Annotated in this window: 3 protein-coding genes; all 3 read right to left on the bottom strand. The window is 30.2% G+C overall.

Features of this window, described 5'->3' with window-relative positions; translation table 11 throughout:
- The coding region (gene cdiI / locus BMY79_RS11795; RefSeq protein ID WP_074731037.1) for a ribonuclease toxin immunity protein CdiI at positions 1 to 380 on the bottom strand (380 nt) is incomplete at its 3' end.
- The gene (locus BMY79_RS11790; protein WP_074731036.1) at positions 380 to 733 is read right to left on the bottom strand and encodes a hypothetical protein; all 354 of its coding nucleotides are present in this window, start codon (positions 731 to 733) and stop codon (positions 380 to 382) included. The genes BMY79_RS11790 and cdiI, both read right to left, overlap by 1 nt.
- 194 nt (positions 734 to 927) lie before the next feature.
- Positions 928 to 1,098, bottom strand: coding sequence for a hypothetical protein (locus BMY79_RS12280; RefSeq protein ID WP_177176463.1), 171 nt, complete (start codon positions 1,096 to 1,098; stop codon positions 928 to 930).
- Positions 1,099 to 1,348: the final 250 nt, after the last annotated feature.

Here is a 1,348-nt window from a genome sequence, read left to right as displayed (position 1 = left end):
TCTACGATTTCCTTATGTTCTGGATGACGACGTTCTACGTAAAACTCGCATGCTAGAACAAGATATTTGTAGAATTCTTCGTAGCCGATGATATCTTCTACATCATCATAACCTGATTCTAAAAAAAAGCATATATTATTTTCCCCAAAATAAAATTCATCATACGGATCATCATAATCTTCTGAAAATATCATTCCATAACCTTGGTTATAATCGCTCAATTTGTTTTTCATGTCATCTAGAAGTTCTAAAAAACAATTTGAGTTGACATATTCAGTAAAAGTTTCAGCCACAGCATCCCTTGGACATTTTTTCAAAAAATATCTATCGAATTCTCTCTGATTTTCTAATATTTCAAAAATTTTATCATCATTATTCATTATTTTGTACTCCATTCTAGTACTGGATACGCATTTTCTATTTCTCCAGTATCCATGTTTTTAAATCCTTCAAATTTAAGTATCTTGCCTTTGTACGATACTTGACCTTCATATTTAATTTTATTTTGTATATCTATCACCTTTCCTCTTCCACTCTTCACTGCCTCATTCATTGCATCTTTACTTAATTTTATCATTTCATTATCTGGAATAACATTAGGATCGTATACAGTTTTCTTAAAAATTCTATTTCTTCCGGGTACGTGTTTAAATTCTCCGGGTATTGTTTTCCTAGTATAATCTTTTTTTACTTTTAAACTAAGCTTATCTCCTACAAAACCTCCTGTTATCATTCCTGTTATCGAGGCAAGTCCTTTACCTGTCTGACTTGCATCTCCGATGTCTTGACCTATACATTCTAGGACACCATATATTCCTCTATCTGATAATACTTTCTACTTTTCATGCAAGTCGTCTATCTTACTGAAATCAAATTATATCCACTATCTTAACTGTATTGCAGCATGTTCCTATTTAAATATTACTTTTACTCATATTCAACATATATATTTTTTTCTTTTCTGATATTCAAATTAATAAAAGCGACCAATTGTTCAATAACTTCCTTACACTCTTTGATAAATTCTTCATTTCTTATATCTAATGACTTTTCATTAAATTTATCTAATTCTTCCAATACAATATCTGGATATTTCATCTCCCATTTTTCCGAACTCTTATTGCATCATACCATTTCCAACCTTCGACCCATTTATTCTCACCAATATTCAGCCTTGTTTTTTCGCCATTTAGTACCTCTGCTTTCTCTACTTCTGGTATAAATGCAACTGCACTTTTTCCCATTTTAGATGTATAATCATCATCATAAGATAATATCATGGTTTATCTAAAATAATTTACATATGTTTTGCCAAAAATTATGTTTTTTCAAACCATATGCTTCTCTT

Source organism: Lachnobacterium bovis (genome assembly GCF_900111325.1).
GTDB lineage: Bacteria > Bacillota > Clostridia > Lachnospirales > Lachnospiraceae > Roseburia > Roseburia bovis_A.
Note: the sequence above shows the minus strand (reverse complement) of the source record. Positions and strands in the feature narration are given on the sequence as shown.